Raw genomic sequence first — 15,963 nt, forward strand, 5'->3', positions numbered from 1 at the left:
AGGATCGCGGTGTGGGACTGCGGGCCGCCGCCGGAGGTGACCAGGGCCAGGACCCGGGCCGGGTCCAGGGTCGCGGTGTCGGCCGGGGCGAGGTCCTCTGCGGCGAGCACGAACGGGGTCGGGGAGGCCGGGATCCCCGGGGCGGGCAGCCCGCGCAGCTCGGCCACGATCCGGGACCGGACGTCCAGGACGTCGGCGGCCCGCTCGGCCATGTACCCGCCCAGGGACTTCAGCTTCTCCGCCACCGCGGCCCCGGACTCCCACACGGCCCGCTCCGCGGTCCGCGCCGGCCCGTGCGGGCCCGGGGAGAGCAGCTTCACCGCGCCCTTGACCAGCATCGGGTCCGCGGCCATCAGCGCGGTGGCCTCCAGCACGTTCCGGGCGTCCCCCGAGGCCGCCGCCGCCCGGGCCTTCAGCTCCGCCTGGACGGCCTTGGACGCGGCCCGGATCCGCTCGGCCTCCGACTCCGGGCCCACCCCCTCCGGGATCGCGACATTCGCGTGCGGCTCCCGCACCGGGGCCGGCATCTGCCGCACCGGCCCCACAACCCGCCCCGGAGTCACACCAACGCCGGTGAAGGTCTTGCTCATGCGGGAATCCTCTCGGTAGGTGGGGACGGCCTCGGACCATCGGTCCGGGTTACGTTAGCGCCTATAGCGTTGCTATACAAGCATGTTTCGTGATCCTCACCACGCCCCATCGAATGTGGTTCAGCTCACTCTCACCTCTTGTATAGCGTTGCTATATCGGTTACGCTAGCGGTCATGCGTGAAACGGAAACGGGTGTCGCCGGCGACGCCCCGAACGGAGGATCCGCTCAGGCTTCTCCCCGCGAACGCCTGATCACGGCCGCCATGGAGCTGCTCGCCGTATCCAACGGCAAGCCCGTGTCCACACGGCAGATCACCGAGCTCGCCGGCGTCACGGCGCCCACGCTCTACCACCACTTCGGTGACAAGGACGGGCTGATGGAGGCCGTCGTCGCCCGTGGTTTCGAGGAGTTCGTCCAGCGCGAGGGCACCGTGGAGCGCTCGGCGAGCCCGCTCCTCGACGTCCAACGCCTGTGGGACATCCACGTTCTTTTCGGACTGTCCCACGCCCAGCTGTACATGCTCATGTTCGGCAACACCGGCCCGGGGCGCCGTCCAGTCCTCGTCGAGGAGGCCGAGCACCTCCTCGAGCGGGAGCTGGGACGCGCCGCGGCAGCCGGCCAACTCGCTGCTCCGCCCGCTCAGGCGGCGCGGGCCATCCTCGCGGCCAACATCGGAGTCACCCTCATGCTGTTGGCCGATCAGTCCGACCAGCCACTCACCTCGGACGACATCGCGGCGCTCCCGCTTTCTGCGCAGACCCGTGACGCCGTCCTCAGATCGGTCGTCTCCGATCAGTCCCTCGTGGACGATCCGGAGCGCGGCGCGATCACCACCGGCCAGCCGTCCTACGTCGCGGCGGCCATCGCCCTCAATGCCACCCTCGAGTCCTCGTACCCGGAGCAGCTCTCCGGCACCGAGATGCGGCTCTTCCTCGAATGGCTCCACCGTCTCTCCACCGCCCCGGAAGCGGGTACGAACGGTGCAAACGGGGAAGGCTAACCCCATAACCCCGGCGGCCCGTGTGGCTGCCTCCTGACACGAAAGCAGGGAACCATGTCGACCACCGCAGCCCCCACGAGGCTCCATGCCGCGCGGGCCGGGGTGCAGAAATTCGGCACCTTCCTCTCCGGCATGATCATGCCGAACATCGGGGCCTTCATTGCCTGGGGCCTCATTACCGCGATCTTCATCGAAAAGGGCTGGTTCCCGGTCGCCGCGATCGGCGGATTCGGGAAGGACGCAGCGGGTGTTCCGTACACCGGCCTCGTCGGCCCGATGATCACGTATCTCCTCCCGCTGCTCATCGCCTACACGGGCGGCAAGGCCGTCTACGACGTCCGCGGCGGCGTCGTGGGCGCGATCGGCACCATGGGCGTCATCATCGGCGCGGGGATCCCGATGTTCATCGGCGCGATGATCATGGGTCCGCTGGGCGGCTGGACGATGAAGAAGATCGACGCTATCTGGGACGGGAAGATTCGGCCCGGCTTCGAGATGCTCGTCAACAACTTCTCGGCTGGCATCTGGGGTGCGGTCCTCGCGCTCTTCGGCTTCTACGCGATCAGCCCTGTCGTGCAGGCGTTCAGCACCTTCGCAGGTTCGGTAGTCCAGTTCATGGTCAGCAACGGAATCCTCCCGCTGACGTCGATCTTCATCGAGCCGGCCAAGGTCCTCTTCCTCAACAACGCGATCAACCACGGCGTGCTGACCCCGCTTGGCATCCAGCAGTCCACGGAGCAGGGCAAGTCGATCCTGTTCCTCCTCGAGGCGAACCCGGGCCCGGGCCTCGGCGTGCTGCTCGCGTACATGTTCTTCGGCAAGGGTGCCGCGAAGGCCTCGGCGCCGGGGGCCGCGCTCATCCACTTCCTCGGCGGCATCCATGAGATCTACTTCCCGTACATCCTCATGAAGCCGATCCTCATCCTCGCCACGATCGGCGGCGGCATGACCGGGATCGCAACCCTCGCCATCACCCACTCGGGCCTCGTCGCTCCTTCGGCGCCAGGCTCGATCATCGCGGTCATCGCACAGACCGCACGCGACAGCTACTTCGGAGTGATCCTCGCCGTCATCCTGGCGTGCGCGGTCTCGTTTGCGATCGCCTCGATCATCCTGAGGGCCTCGAGGGATCGCGAGGAAGGCGATCTCGCCGCCGCGACCGCGAGCATGGAGGGCATGAAGGGCCGCAAGTCGATGGCCTCGACGGTCCTCGCCGGGGGAGCTGCAGGAGCGGGAGCGGCGACCCTCACCGGCACCAAGATCAAGAACATCGTGTTTGCGTGCGACGCCGGCATGGGCTCGAGCGCGATGGGCGCCTCGGTGCTCCGCAACAAGATCCGTGCGGCCGGGCACAAGGACGTCACCGTCGTCAACAAGGCGATTGCGAACCTCACGGACACCTACGACCTGGTGGTGGTCCATCAGGACCTGGCGCTCAGGGCGGAGGAGAAGACTCCGAGCGCCCAGCTCGTGACCGTGGACAACTTCATGGGCAGCCCGAAATACGACGAGATCGTCGACTTGCTCGATGAGCAGTCAGCCACCGAGCCCGTGCCGTTCGAGGGCGTGCCGGCAAAGACGGAGCCCGCCACCGATGCTGAGGCGGCGGCATCCCACGTTCCGGTTCCCCACGTCCACAGCGAGACGAGGGACGTCCTCCGGCGCGAGTCGATTGTCCTCGGCGGAGCCGCGGCAGACATGGCGGGAGCCATCGACGAGGCGGGCCAGCTCCTGAAGGCCACGGGCGCTGTCGACGACGAATACGTCGCCTCGATGCACGACCGCGAGCGCTCCGTTTCGACGTTCATGGGCAACGGCTTGGCCATCCCGCACGGCACGAATGAGGCCAAGGGCCACATCTTGGCCTCTGCCGTCACGTTCGTCCGTTACAACGAGCCGATCGACTGGCAGGGCAAGCCGGTCAAGTTCGTCGTCGGCATCGCGGGCAAGGACAAGGAGCACCTCGGCATCCTCGCCAAGATCGCCAAGATCTTCGGCGACAAGGAGCAGGTGGCGCGCCTCGAGGCGGCAGGCAGCGTCGACGAGGTCCTCGACATCTTCGGAAGGGTGAACGCGTGAAGTCGGCCGTCCACTTCGGCGCCGGGAACATCGGCCGCGGCTTCGTGGGCCTGCTCCTCCATGAGGCGGGGTATGAGCTCGTGTTCGCTGACGTGGCCGCGCCGCTCATCGACGCCCTCCAGGAGACGCCGTCGTACACCGTGCACGAGGTGGGGGAGGGCGGCGTAGGCCATGTGGTCGACCGCTACTCCGCCGTCAACTCGGCCACGAACGAGGCAGAGCTCGTCGAGCGGATCGCCCGTGCCGACGTCGTGACGACCGCGGTGGGCCCGAACATCCTCAAGTTCGTGGCCCCCGCGATCGCCCGCGGCATCGCGGCCCGGTCGACCGAGCTTCCCCCGCTCGCGGTCATGGCCTGCGAGAACGCGATCAACGCGACGGACATCCTCGAGGCGGAAATCCGCGTGGCGGCCAAGGGCGAGGGACTCTCCGAGGCGGACGTCGACGCCAAGGCGGTGTTCGCGAACACCGCGGTGGACCGGATCGTCCCGGCGCAGGCCGCGGGCGGGGGCCTCGACGTGCGGGTCGAGCCCTACTTCGAGTGGGCCATCGAGCGCGGCCCGTTCGACGGAGAGACTCCCGAGATCCCAGGCGTCACCTGGGTGGACTCCCTGGGCCCGTATATCGAGCGCAAGCTGTTCACGGTCAACACGGGGCACGCCGCTGCCGCCTACTTCGGGCGCGAGGCGGGCAAGGAGAAGATCGCCGAGGCGATCGCCGACCTCGCGATCCGTGAGAAGGTCGAGGCTGTCCTTCAGGAGACCAAGTCCCTGCTCGTGGCGAAGTACGGCTTCGCGCCGGAGGAACAGGAGGCCTACATCCGCAAGATCCTCGGGCGCTTCGCCAACGCGGAGCTGCCGGACACCGTCGACCGGGTGGGCCGCGCGCCCTTGCGCAAGCTGAGCCGCCACGAGCGCTTCGTGGGTCCCGCGGCCGAGCTCGCCGAGCGCGGCCTCCCCACGGACGCGCTGCTCGAGGCGATGGGTGCCGCCCTGCGCTTCGACGCGGCCGATGACGAGGAAGCCCAACGCCTCCAAGCGACCCTTGCGAGTGGGGCGAGCGACTCCGAGGTCGCGCAGGAGCTCACGAGCCTCGAGCCCACTCACCCGCTGTACCGCGCCGTCGTCGGCCTCATCGGCGACGCACGGAAGGCCCGGACGGCGAAGTAGCATGAGCGACCCCGAGCTCACGACGGCGATGCCCGGGCTTGCCGGGGTCGCTCACCGCTGGCTGGACGTGCGTGGGCTCCTCATGCATGTGGTCGAGGCCGGTTCGGGCGAACCGGTGCTCCTTCTCCATGGCTTCCCCCAGAACTGGTGGGAGTGGCATGACGTCATCCCGCGCCTCGCGGAGCAGTACCACGTCATCGCGGTGGACCAGCGGGGCGCGGGATGGACGGACGCGCCCCGCACGGGGTATGACGCCAGGACCCTCGTCGAGGACATCGTCCTGCTGATCGAGGAGCTCGACCTCGGCAGAGTCCGGATCATCGCGCACGATTGGGGAGCGATCGTCGCCCAGCTGCTCGCCCTGGACAGGCCCGACCTCGTGGAAGCACTCGTGGTCCTCAGCTGTCCCGACCTGCACATCAGGCCGGACGCGAGCATCCTCCGCCTCGTGCCCACGATCTGGTTCGACGTCCCGCTCGCCACGGCGGGGATCGGGGTATGGGCCATGGCCTGGGGGAAGCAGCGGATCGTCAGAATGCTGCTCAAGCATTTCGAGCCGCCGCGGGGCCTCTCGAACGCGGACATCGACCTGTATCTCGCCCGGCTCCGTGACAAGGACCGGGCGAGAGCCGGGTCGGCGCTGTACCGGAACTTCATCCTGCCGGCCTTCGTGCGCCTGGTCGCGGGACGCTTCGCGGGCGAGCCGTTCACCGCTCCGGTGCTCGTGATGATCGGCGAGAACGATCCGTCGGCTGCCTTGCAGCGCATGGGCTACCGCGCGGGATTGCCCGCGAGGACGTCTGTGGAGATCCTCCCGGGTGAGGGCCATTTCATCGTGGACCACAGGCCCGAGGTGGTGGCTCAGCGGGCGGCGGACTTCTTCCGCGCATAGAAAAACCTGCATCGCGCCGTTGAGATGCAGGTCACGTGTTTGAGTGTAGGCAGATCGGGTAGCACTCGCAATCTGGGTCGGACGAAGCTGGGTCGGAAGAAGCCTACGCCCACGCCGTCGTGGGCCGCTTCGTCGCGACACCGTCGACCTCGATGTCCGTCCTCTCGTTGAAGAACGCAATCAGGCCGTGGATCTGGGCCATCTCGGGGAACTCGGGGCCGTAGGACCAGGCCACCGGGCGGCCGTCCCCGAGCCCGGGCGCAGCCCAGTACTGCGCGTGCCCCTTATAGGGGCAGATCGTCACGAGGTCCACCGGCGCGAGGAGGTCCCAGTGCACGTCCTCCGGCTGAAGATAGGCGCGGGGCGGGAGCTGGCCTTCGAAGAGGATGACGGGCCGTGTGGACTCGGCCAGCACTACGCCGTCCAGGAGGACGCGCACATGCTGCGACGACGCGCGCATGTCGATGCGCGAGAACGGATCCCTCGGGTGCCCGATGATCGGCTCGTCCTCCTCGAACCACTGGAACGCGTCGGTGTCGAACGCGATGTAGCCCTCCAGATCGGGATCCGCGAGGCGGAACGCCGCACCCGGAACGAGGATCCCGCCGACGCGCACGGCGAGGGGGTCGCCGTCAGCCGTGTGCGGCGGGGTGAGCGCAGCATCAGGAGGATTCGGCTCCAAGGAGGCGACGACGTCGTCCGCCGGCACCGCGTGGACGGGAAGCCAGCCCTGAGGTTCCCAGAGCACGATCGCCCGCCTGGAATCGAGAACAAGCTCGTCCCCCAGCCGCGCGCGGAGCCGTTTGGGTGTCGGCTCGAAGCGCAGTTGGGGGACGAGGCGCTTGAGTTGTTCAGAAATTCTGACGGCTGCCATACGGCCAGCGTGCTCTCGGGATCCTCAGGACGCAAGCGTCCTCAGATGAGAAGCGCTACTGGCAGGAACCGCCCTGGCCGAGGTGCTGGCCGTTGTTGCCCGCGCAATAGTCTGCCTGGACCACAGTGCCGTTCGCCGGGTTGAGGATCAGGCCGTCGCGGCGCGCGTGGGTGAAGTCGAACAGGTTCCCGAGCGAGCCGGCAATCTGGTCGAACGAGCCGTCACCGAGACGGCCGAGGCCCCAGTTGTCCTCGACGAACTTGAGGATCGAGGACTGCTGCGTCACCGTGTGGTCCACGAAGTTGCTCTTGGCGTAGGGCGAGATCACGAGGAGCGGCTGACGGGGACCCGGCCCGCAGCGGTCAGCATAGCCACCGAGGATCGGAGTGCCGGCCTTCGCTGCGTCCGTGCAGATCGCGGCGTCGTTGGCCGGGTCGTTCGAAGCGTTGAGGACCTTCGTCGCGGCGTGGTCGTACCAGCCGTCCGAATCGTCGTAGGCGAGGACGATCGCCGTGGAGTCCCAGTTCTTGGACTTCTCGATCGCGTTGATCTGCTCGACGACGAACTTCTGCTCATCGATCGGGTCGGAGTAGCCGGCGTGGCCGTCCTGGTAGTTCGGCGCCTTGAGGTAGGAGACGGCCGGCATGTTGTCCGAGTCCACGACCTTGGCGAAGTCCGTGAGGTCGTACTGGTGGTTCGCTTGGCCGTTGTGGCCGATCTCAGCATCGTTGGCCGGCGGGAGGTGGTGCGGGTTCGAGGTCGAGGCGTAGTACTGGAAGGGCTCGTGGTGCGGGTTGTAGTCCACCCGAGACGCTCCGACGATGTTCGGGTGCGCGGTGGTGCACTGCGCGTAATCGGTGCCCGCGATGTTCTTCGTGCCGTTCGGCGTGAATCCGCCCTGGAACCAGCCCCACGAGACGTTCTTCTCGTTGAGGAGGTCGCCCACGTTCTTGCCGCTCATCTTCGCGAGCGCGTTCGGCTTGCCGTTGCGGCTGTTGTCGGAGCAGTCGTCGAATGCGGGGTCCGGGTCCTCAGTCACCGTGCCGACGCCCTGCGCGTTGGGGGACTTGACCGAATAGGAGTCCGGCGTTGCCGTCGGCTGCCCGGTCAGTGCGTCGATGCTCGTCACGCCGTGGGTCTGGCCCGAGACGAGGTTGAGCGCGCCCGGCGTCGAGGGACCGAACGTGTCGCTGTAGCTGTTGTCGCTCATCGCGAAGTGCTGGGCGTAGTTCCAGATGCCCGTGACGGTGTTGCCGTCGTAGTAGTCCATCGTGAGGCCCGGAGCCGAGTACATCGGGGCCTTGCACGTGTCCGTGCTGGTGTTCTCGACGAACTTGTCCATGAGTCCGCCGTTGTAGGCCTTCTGCTCGGCCTGGTACTCGTGGTCCTGATCGCACGTGACGGCCTGGCTGGGCGTGAGCCGAGACGGCTGGACCGAGTTCGGGTTGTTCGGCGCGAGGAGGTTCGCGTTCGCGAGCGTGTTGATGCCCTTGGGCGTGTTAGGGGCGGCCGTGAACGACGACGCCGGAGTACCCGTTCCCTGGACCTTCTCACCAGGGGTGTTGGCCGCCTGGGGGTAGGTCGCGAAGTAGTGGTCGAAGGAGACGTTCTCCCCGAAGATCACCACGACGTGCTTGATGGGCGTGGCAGTGGTAGCAGTAGCGGCCTGCGCTGGGAGGGCGGCGGCGAGGGCACCGCCGGCGGCGACGAGCCCGAGGGCGCTCGTCACAGCGGCGGCGCGCATGCTGAGTTTCGGCATTTCATGGTCTTTCTCGAGGGGGCTTCCGGAGAAGACCCTAGACCTGCGAAATGCCTCCGAAGCCGGAGTTTTGGATCAATTCAACAACTGTTCATGCGCGCGTGTGGAGACCGTTGAACAGGACCGCGACCACATCGTCCGCGAGCTTCTCGGAGGTGAGCGAGCCACCCGGCCGATACCACTCGACGATCGAGTTGATGGTGCCGAAGAGGAGGCGCGAAACCGTGCGCGGATCGATATCCTTCCGCACGGTCCCTTCCTCGCGCGCCTCCTCGATCAGCTCGGCCACCTTGCGGTCGAATCCGCGCCGGCGCTCCAAGGCCTTCCGCTCGGTCTCGGTGTTCCCCCTCAGGCGGAGCAGGAGCGTCACGAACGGGAGCCGTTCGGTCAGAACCTTCACCGTCGAGCGGACGACGAACTCAAGACGCTCTTCCGCGGAACCCTCCTGGGACTCCTGCGCGTCCCACACCGACTCGAGTCCGCCCAAGGCCTGCTCGAGCGCGAGCGCGAGCAGGTCCTCCTTCGACGGCACGTGGTGGTAGATCGCCGACTTCGAGATGCCCAGATTCTCGGCGAGGATGCCCATAGAGGTGGCATCGTAGCCGTGCCGGTTGAAGACCTGGACCGCCACGTTCAGCACCGATTGCTGGTCGTAGCCGGGGCGCCCACGGCGTCCGGTGGGTCCTGGGGTCTCTGTCGGGGCAGCGGAAGGCATGGGTTTGAGTCTATTCCTTGGTGCGGAGGTCGTAGATACGGCGGAGCTTCCCGTTCGAGCGCTCGAGCGAGCCCGGCTCGACGACGTCTATACGGCATGACGAACCGATGTGGATCTTGATCTGCTGCCGCAGGGTCGCGGCCGCCGCGGCGCGCTGCTCCGCCGTGGTGCCCTCCCGCGGTTCGATCTTCACGGTGAGCTCGTCCATTCTGCGTCCCTCGGGCCGCGTGATCTCAAGCTGGAAGTGCGGGCTCAGCTCGGGAATCCGCAGAGCGATCTCCTCGATCTGGGACGGGAAGAGGTTGACGCCGCGCAGGATGATCATGTCATCGCTGCGGCCGGAGATACGTCCCATGCGGCGGTGTCCCGGGCGCGACGTCCCGGCTTGGAGAGTCGTGAGGTCCTTCGTCCGGTAGCGGATGATCGGCAGGGCCTGCTTGGTGAGCGACGTGAACACGAGCTCGCCGGTCTCGCCGTCGGCCATCGTCTTCGTGAGGTCGAACGGGTCGACGATCTCCGGGCGGAAATGGTCCTCCCAGATGTGGCTCCCGTCCTGCGTCTCGACCGACTCGCCCGCGACGCCCGGACCCATGACCTCGGAGAGGCCGTAGATGTCGCACGCCTTGATGCCGAACATCTCCTCGAGCTCGTGCCGCATCTCCTGAGTCCACGGCTCGGCGCCGAGCACGGCGTACTTGAGCGAGGTCGCACGGGGATCGAGGCCCTTGTGGATCATCGCGTCGCCGATGGTGAGCAGGTAGGTCGGGGTGCAGAGGATGGCGTCTGGCTCGAAGTCGTGGATGAGCTGGATCTGCTTCTCGGTCTGCCCGCCGGACATCGGAATGACGGTCGCGCCGAGCTTCTCGGCGCCCGCATGCGCACCAAGCCCACCCGTGAAGAGGCCGTAGCCGTACGCGTTGTGCACCTTCATCCCCGGGCGGACGCCCGAAGCGCGGAGGCAGCGGGCCACGAGGGTGGCCCACGTGTCGAGGTCCTGCTTCGTGTAGCCGACGACCGTGGGCCGCCCCGTGGTGCCAGAGCTCGCGTGGATGCGAGCCACCTGGTCCATCGGGACCGCGAACATGCCGAACGGGTACTCCTGGCGGAGGTCTTCCTTCGTGGTGAACGGGAACTTTGCGAGGTCGGCGAGCTCCTTGAGGTCGCTCGGGTGCACCCCGGCCTCGTCGAACTTGCGCTGGTAGAGCGGTACGCGACTGTAGGCGTACGCCAGGGTCTCTTGGAGGCGGGTGAGCTGGAGCGCTTCGATCTGGTCCCGGGTCATCGTCTCCTCGGCGTCGAGGAGGGCGGGGCGGAAGGAAGCCTGGGGTGTCTGCGGAGCGGGGGCAGTCTGGGTCATGGCGTGGCTTTCGAAAGATGGCGGGCTTGGGGAGGACGACGGCGGAGCTTGTGCTGCTAGCGCTGGTACTGCTAGCGCTTGGGAATGGTGCGGGAGCGGCCGCGGAATTCGGCGATCAGGCGCCCGGGCGGCTCCTCGCTGGCCCGGTCCGGGGCCGAGGCGAACACCTGGACGTCGTAGAGGCCGCTGCGGCCCGAGTGGGCTCGTTCGGCGGCGACGGCAGTGATGCGCTCGCCGACGTGCGCGGGGGCGAGGAAGTTGACGTCCACGCCGGCGGCGACGGTGATCGTGCCGGCCTGGTCCTCGTCAGGCGTGTGGGGATTGCACGCGAGGGCGAAGGCGGAGTCGGCGATCGCGAAGATCATTCCGCCATGAGCGATCCCGAAGCCGTTGAGCATCTCCCGCCGGAGCGTGGTCGCGACCGTCGCCGTGCCGTCGCCGAGTGAGAGGACCTCGAGGCCCATCCATTCCGTGGCGTAGTCGTCGGTGAGGATCGGGTGGGCGGGAGTGTGGGCGGGAGCAACATCGCTCATGGGTTACCTCGCAATTCTTTACCGAATGTTCATTAGGTAATCCCAATCGCGAGCGTGTGTCAAGGCACACAGGGGGACTTGGGCTAGGAGATCAGCTCCCGGGCCTTGAGCGCATCGGCGATGAACGCGTACGCCCAGGCACGGTCCTTCCACTCCTCATAGCGACCCGACGCACCCCCGTGCCCCGCGTCCATCTCGATCTTGAGCACGATCGGGCGGCCGCTCGTCGACTCCTCCCGCAGCCTCTGCACCCACTTGGCCGGCTCCACGTACAGCACACGAGTGTCGTTGAACGACGTCATGGCGGCGATCGTGGGGTAGGGGGCCGGCCGCACGTTCTCGTATGGCGTGTACGACTTCATATAGGCATACACCTCGGCGTCTTCGATGGGGTTGCCCCACTCCTCCCATTCGAGGGCGGAGAGGGGGAGTTCCGGATCGAGGATCGTGGTGAGCGCGTCCACAAACGGGACCTGCGCGACGGCGGCCGCGTACTTCTCGGGCGCGAGATTGAGCACGGCGCCGATGAGGAGTCCGCCCGCGGACCCGCCCATGCACGCGATGCGCGAGGGGTCGGCCCACCCGGATTCCACGACCCAGTCCGTCGCCGCAATGAAGTCGGTGAACGTGTTCTTCTTGTGCAGCTTCTTGCCGTCCTCGTACCACCTCCGGCCGAGTTCGCCCCCGCCGCGGATATGCGCGATGACGAACACGATGCCCCGGTCCAGCAGGCTCAGCCGAGCGATCGCGAAGCCGGGATCCATGCTGAGCTCGTAGGAGCCGTAGCCGTAGATCAAGGCGGGATTCGTCCCGTCCGCCCGGAGCGACGCCCGCCGCAGGACGGAGAGCGGAACCTGGGTGCCGTCGTCGGCCGTCGCCCACGCGCGCTCGGCGACGTACTCGGAAGGATCGTAGCCGCCCAGCACCGGCGTCTCCTTGCGCAGAAGCAGCTCGCCGGTGGCGAGCACGTAGTCGTAGACGCGCGGCGGCGTGAAATACGAGGTGTAGCGCAGCCGAGCGACGGGCGCACGAAAGTCGGACACGCTGGCGCCCGCCGTGTAGAGCTCCTCGCCGAATGCGGGCTCCGCGAACGACGGCGCAGAGCTGGCCGCGAGCGCCTCGGCGAGGGGTGCGAAGCGCACCGTCTCCATCGTGTCCCGTCGCAGGGAGACGATGAGATGAGTCGCAGTGACCTCGGCCCCTTCGATCTTGACGGCGTCGTCGTGCGCCACCACTGTCCGCCAGCGCTGCTCGCGGAGCGGCCTGCGGAATTCGGCGAGCGGAGCGGTCGAGATCATGCTGTTGATCGCCTTGCCCTGCGGGCCATCGTTATGGACGAGCAGGACTTGGGTCTCGCCGTCGTGCTCGAAGACCTCCGCCGCGTGGAGGATCCGCTCGTCGCGGCTCAGGAGAAGCTCGAGCCGCGCGCCGGGAGCCTCGAGATCGCCAGCATCTTCAAGATCCATGTAGCGGGTCTCGCTGTACTCCGAGTTGCCCACGCTGAGCAGCAGCCACCGGCGATCGGCCGAGAGCTCGATCGACGTCCACTGGGAGACGTCGGACTCTTCGTAGAGCACCGAATCCTCCTCGACGGGAGTGCCGAGCGTGTGGACGCGCACCTGATACGGGCGCCAGGACTCGTCCGCCACCACGTAGAACAGCCGCCGGGCATCAGGCGAGAACTCGAGGCCGTAGAACACGTTCTCGATGACTTCGGGAAGGTGCTCCCCGGTGCGCAGGTCCTTGATGCGGAGGGTGAACGTCTCGTCGCCCGCGTTGTCCACGGAGTAGGCGTAGAGGTTCCCGTCCTTGCTCACGGCGGCACCGCCGAGCGCGAAGAAGGGCTTGCCCTTCGCCTCGGCGTTCCCGTCGAGGAGCACCTGCTCGCCCGGAACGGGCACGCCTGGAACGACGTCGGGCGGGGTCCAGCTGTCGACCCCCGCGAAGCTCCCGCCCTCCGAGGCGGCAACGCGGCAGTACACGGGGTACTGCTTGCCCTCGATGGTGCGTGAGTAGTACCACCAGTCGTCGAGGCGGCTCGGCACCGACAGGTCGGTCTCCTGGGTCCGCCGCTTGATCTCGTCGAAGATCGCGTCGCGCAGCGGCTGCTGGTCCGCTGTCACTTCCTCGGTGTACGCGTTCTCCGCCTCGAGATGCGCGACCACCTCGGGGTCCTCTTTGTCCCGGAGCCACTCGTAGGGGTCTTCGAAGACGTCGCCATGGTGCTCGCGGCGGCTCGGTACCTTCTTGGCGGTGGGCGCTTCGCTCATGGACCCACCCTAACTAGGGGGCTTAGTTTCCATTGGCCAATCAGTTCCCATTGGCCAAATTGTTCGCCGCCACGTACTGCGGCATCGTCCCCTTCGCAAGCGCGTCCGCGAGGGCGCTTGTGGCGCCTTGGTTGAGGAGCACGATCGACTGCCCGTCCGTGGACCAGCCGGTCCCGCTCGTCGGCAGCGTGAAGGTCACGATGTCCTTCGGCCGGATGCCCGTGAGCTCGAGCCCGAGGGCCGCTACCTTCTCCGAGGTGAACGAGGAATCCACGGTGAGGTATGGGGAGAAGCCGTTGACGGCGTTGGCGAGGGTCACGGGATTGGTCAGGGTCTGGGGTGTGGCGATCTTGCTGACGAGCGCCTTGAGGTAGGCCTGCTGGTCCCGGACGCGCTGGTAGTCACCATCCGCGAATGCGTAGCGCTCGCGGACGAACGCGAGGGCCTGATCGCCGTTCATGGTCTGCGGCCCGGCGTTGAAGTGGATGTCCGAGGTCTGACCCGCGGTGAACGGCGCCTTGACGTCGATCGTGACGCCGCCGACGGCGTCCGTGAGTCCCTTGAAGCCCTCGAAGTCCATGAACACCACGTGGTCGAGCCGCTGGCCGAGCAGGGACTCGACGGTCTGCACCATGAGCGGGACGCCGCCGAATGCGAGCGCTGCGTTGACCTTCGCGGAGCCGTGGTTGGGAATCGGCACCCAGAGGTCGCGCATGATCGAGATGACGTAGACGTGCTGCCGGTCTGCCGGGATGTGGACGAGCATCATGGTGTCCGAGCGCTGGTTCGAGGCGGAGCCCGACTCCGCCTCGAGTGCGGTTGCGCCGCGGCTGTCCGAACCGACGAGGAGGATGTTCACGGGCGTCTTGCCGTCGGCCGTGGGCTTCGGCTCGGCCGGCCGCGAGGACTCCTGCGGAAACGCGTTGGTGATCTTCTTCGTGTTGGTGTCGAAGTTGTTGGAGAGGGTTGCGAGGTATCCGACGGCGGTGATGCCGGCGAGGAGGACAAGGAGCAGGGCGCCGAGCAGCACGAAGGCCCCCACGGGCTTCTTCCTGCGCGACGTCTTCCGGGACGAGGCGGTCTTCTCCACAGTCACGGGGTGCTCATCTGTTCGTTCTCATGGGTGGGCTCGTCCTCTCGGGTGCGGCGGATAGTATCAGTGTGCCCTGATGGTTGGCCAGACTTTGCTCGGGGCACCTGGTGGGGGGAGGAATGATGCGAATCTGGCGCAGAAGTGCACTTTTGGCCCAAGTCGCCGCCGACGACGGCCAGCGAGTCGCGCTCTTGAGTCTCGAGCGCCGCCGCCCTGTGGTTCTCGTCTACTCCGCGGCCGTGATCTGGTCGCTCGTCGACGGCACCCGTTCCGAAGCCGAGATCCTCGACGAGCTCCAGCGGATCTACGGAGAGGACCCCGCAATCGCAGCCCAAGCGCGCGTGTTCCTGACACAGCTCGAAGAGCAGGGCCTGGCGGAGGCAGTCGAGTGAGGCTCGACCTCCTCGTGCTCGGCGCGCGGGTCGCTGTCCTCTTCGACTCCGGCATCACCGAGGAGCTGGGCGACCGGCTGCGGCGTGCGTGGTCGCGCTGCCTCCTCTCCGAGGGTGCGCTCTTCGGGGGTCCGCTTCTCGGGCGCCCGCCGGAGGCCCTGGACGACGACGTTGCCCCGTTCTCGGCTCGCGTGCTCACCGCACGCGGTGGTGCTCGGGTGGCGGGGGAGACGTACGGCCATTTCGCGTCCGAGCTCACCAGCGCCGTCACGGTATGCGCCATCGAGGCGCGGGCCGGCGACCTGCTCATGCTGCACGCGTCGGGACTGGCCGACCCCCGGACCGGCCGGACCGCCGCGCTCGTGGGACGCTCGGGCGTGGGCAAGACAACGGCGACCAAGACTCTCGCGCCAGCGCTCGGCTACGTGAGCGACGAGACCGTCGGCCTCGAGCGATCGGGGCTGCTCGCCCCGTATCCGAAGCCGCTCTCCGTCATCACCGACCCGCCGCCCGCCCCGAAGCGCCAGATCGGCCCGGACGACCTGGGCCTGCGCGACGCCCCATCCGAGGCGACCCTCGCCGCCGTCGTGCTCCTGGCCCGCTCGGCGAGCGTGCAGGGGCCGTGCGTGGAGGCGATAAGCCACGCCGAGGCGATCATTGAGCTCGCGCCGCAGACGTCCTCGCTCGCCCAGGTGCACCGGCCCCTTCAGTGGCTCTGCTCCGTGTTGGATGCGTGCGGTGGCGCGCTGCGCGTGACGTACCGGGAAGCGGCCGACCTCGCCGAACTCCTGCCCGGCCTCCTGGCCCGTACACCGGTCGACGGCGGCTGGCGGGCTGCGCTCGATGGCGAGCCGTCGGTGGACGGGGCGGCCGTGGACGGGGCGGCGGTGGACGGGGCGGACGTCTGCGGGCCGGCGTCGGTCGGCCTGCTGCGGCGCGCCGACGTGGTCGACGCCGTCGAACTTGTGGGGCGAGAACCGGGCAACAGCGAGCTCCTGGTCATGGTGGATCAGCGGGTCGTGCGGCTCTCCGGGATTGCCCCCGCGATCTGGCGAGCGCTCGCGACCCCAGCCGACTTCGCGGGCCTCGCGGAGCGCATTGCCCCCGAGATAGGGCTTCCAGAGGGCTACGCGGACCTGCTCGAGCGGGCCATCACTGAGCTCGAGGGCCATGGAGTGCTTGCGCGCCTCTAAGTGGTCCGGCCATCGCGATACTGTCCGTACAACGAATGCCGTGAT

14 protein-coding genes are annotated in these 15,963 nt (G+C 67.7%); 6 read left to right on the forward strand and 8 right to left on the reverse strand.

All coding sequences use genetic code 11. The annotated features are described in order from the left end of the window. A partial coding sequence (locus E5679_RS16325) for a phosphoenolpyruvate-utilizing N-terminal domain-containing protein (protein WP_249336185.1) occupies nucleotides 1–590 on the reverse strand: 590 nt, incomplete at its 3' end. Nucleotides 591–764: 174 nt separating this feature from the next. On the opposite strand from E5679_RS16325, the gene E5679_RS16330 reads away from it, so the two are divergent. The 4 genes from E5679_RS16330 to E5679_RS16345 are packed head-to-tail and all read left to right on the forward strand — an operon-like array spanning nucleotide 765 to nucleotide 5,732. Next, entirely contained in the window at nucleotides 765–1,592 is an 828-nt protein-coding gene (locus E5679_RS16330; RefSeq protein WP_138417806.1) for a TetR/AcrR family transcriptional regulator, read from the forward strand. A 54-nt stretch (nucleotides 1,593–1,646) separates the two neighbouring features. Beyond that, complete coding sequence (locus E5679_RS16335; RefSeq protein ID WP_138417809.1) at nucleotides 1,647–3,671, forward strand: PTS mannitol transporter subunit IICBA; 2,025 nt, start codon at nucleotides 1,647–1,649, stop codon at nucleotides 3,669–3,671. Beyond that, a complete protein-coding gene (locus E5679_RS16340; RefSeq protein WP_138417811.1) occupies nucleotides 3,668–4,840 on the forward strand; it encodes a mannitol-1-phosphate 5-dehydrogenase in 1,173 nt (390 codons plus the stop codon). Before E5679_RS16335 ends, E5679_RS16340 begins: the two co-directional genes overlap by 4 nt. A 1-nt stretch (nucleotide 4,841) precedes the next feature. Further along, nucleotides 4,842–5,732, forward strand: coding sequence for an alpha/beta fold hydrolase (locus E5679_RS16345; RefSeq protein WP_249336186.1), 891 nt, complete (start codon nucleotides 4,842–4,844; stop codon nucleotides 5,730–5,732). Between the two features lie 103 nt (nucleotides 5,733–5,835). On the opposite strand, the gene E5679_RS16350 is transcribed toward E5679_RS16345, so the two are convergent. The 7 genes from E5679_RS16350 to E5679_RS16380 all read right to left on the reverse strand — a co-directional run bounded on the left by E5679_RS16350 (nucleotide 5,836) and on the right by E5679_RS16380 (nucleotide 14,336). Further along, entirely contained in the window at nucleotides 5,836–6,606 is a 771-nt protein-coding gene (locus E5679_RS16350; RefSeq protein ID WP_138417813.1) for a DUF427 domain-containing protein, read from the reverse strand. A gap of 55 nt (nucleotides 6,607–6,661) precedes the next feature. After that, complete coding sequence (locus E5679_RS16355) at nucleotides 6,662–8,365, reverse strand: phospholipase C (RefSeq protein ID WP_212746993.1); 1,704 nt, start codon at nucleotides 8,363–8,365, stop codon at nucleotides 6,662–6,664. Between the two features lie 91 nt (nucleotides 8,366–8,456). Beyond that, nucleotides 8,457–9,080, reverse strand: a complete 624-nt coding sequence (locus E5679_RS16360; RefSeq protein WP_138417815.1) for a TetR/AcrR family transcriptional regulator — start codon at nucleotides 9,078–9,080, stop codon at nucleotides 8,457–8,459. Nucleotides 9,081–9,090: 10 nt separating this feature from the next. Further along, complete coding sequence (gene paaK, locus E5679_RS16365) at nucleotides 9,091–10,437, reverse strand: phenylacetate--CoA ligase PaaK (RefSeq protein WP_138417817.1); 1,347 nt, start codon at nucleotides 10,435–10,437, stop codon at nucleotides 9,091–9,093. A 71-nt stretch (nucleotides 10,438–10,508) separates the two neighbouring features. Beyond that, nucleotides 10,509–10,970, reverse strand: coding sequence for a hotdog fold thioesterase (locus E5679_RS16370; RefSeq protein ID WP_138417819.1), 462 nt, complete (start codon nucleotides 10,968–10,970; stop codon nucleotides 10,509–10,511). Nucleotides 10,971–11,053: 83 nt separating this feature from the next. Next, on the reverse strand, nucleotides 11,054–13,240 hold the full coding sequence (locus E5679_RS16375) for a S9 family peptidase (protein WP_138417821.1): 2,187 nt from the start codon (nucleotides 13,238–13,240) through the stop codon (nucleotides 11,054–11,056). A gap of 40 nt (nucleotides 13,241–13,280) precedes the next feature. Next, complete coding sequence (locus E5679_RS16380; RefSeq protein ID WP_138417823.1) at nucleotides 13,281–14,336, reverse strand: LCP family protein; 1,056 nt, start codon at nucleotides 14,334–14,336, stop codon at nucleotides 13,281–13,283. Between the two features lie 146 nt (nucleotides 14,337–14,482). On the opposite strand from E5679_RS16380, the gene E5679_RS16385 reads away from it, so the two are divergent. Next, nucleotides 14,483–14,725 (forward strand): PqqD family protein, encoded by a 243-nt coding sequence (locus E5679_RS16385; RefSeq protein WP_138417825.1) that lies wholly within the window; start codon nucleotides 14,483–14,485, stop codon nucleotides 14,723–14,725. Beyond that, a complete protein-coding gene (locus E5679_RS16390) occupies nucleotides 14,722–15,918 on the forward strand; it encodes a hypothetical protein (RefSeq protein WP_138417827.1) in 1,197 nt (398 codons plus the stop codon). The genes E5679_RS16385 and E5679_RS16390 overlap by 4 nt, the downstream gene beginning before the upstream one ends. Nucleotides 15,919–15,963 lie beyond the last annotated feature (45 nt).

It is taken from the genome of Sinomonas gamaensis, from assembly GCF_005876955.1.
GTDB classification, from domain to species: domain Bacteria; phylum Actinomycetota; class Actinomycetes; order Actinomycetales; family Micrococcaceae; genus Sinomonas; species Sinomonas gamaensis.